1 protein-coding gene is annotated in these 359 nt (G+C 57.4%); it reads right to left on the bottom strand.

Features of this window, described 5'->3' with window-relative positions; all coding sequences use genetic code 11:
• On the bottom strand, positions 1 to 196 hold a 196-nt coding region (locus EN824_RS36610), incomplete at its 3' end, for a GntR family transcriptional regulator (RefSeq protein ID WP_135933187.1).
• Between the last annotated feature and the right edge of the window lie 163 nt (positions 197 to 359).

Below are 359 nucleotides of genomic sequence, written 5' to 3'. Positions count from 1 at the left end.
CCTTGGACGTGAGCGTGCGCAGCGCCTCGCGCAAGACCGTGCGGCTTACGCCGAACGCGTCCATCAACTCCGCCTCGCGCGGCAGGATCGACTCGGGCGCGTAGTCGCCGCGCAAGATCGCGGTTGCCAGCAGATGGGCGACGCGCCCATGCAGATCGTGCTGAATAGCTTCTCTCCTCGCGGTCGCACCGCTCAATATGTGGAAAATAGTACTATTAATAGTACTTTAAAGAGCTTTGTTGTAGCATGGAAAGCCTCGAATATTCCCGCATGCGACTGGAGACACACGCCATGAAAATCACCAAGCTCGAAACCTTCATCGTTCCGCCGCGCTGGTGCTTCCTCAAGATCGAAACGGA

The sequence above is a fragment of the Mesorhizobium sp. M8A.F.Ca.ET.181.01.1.1 genome, from assembly GCF_004792025.1.
GTDB lineage: Bacteria > Pseudomonadota > Alphaproteobacteria > Rhizobiales > Rhizobiaceae > Mesorhizobium.
Note: the sequence above shows the minus strand (reverse complement) of the source record. Positions and strands in the feature narration are given on the sequence as shown.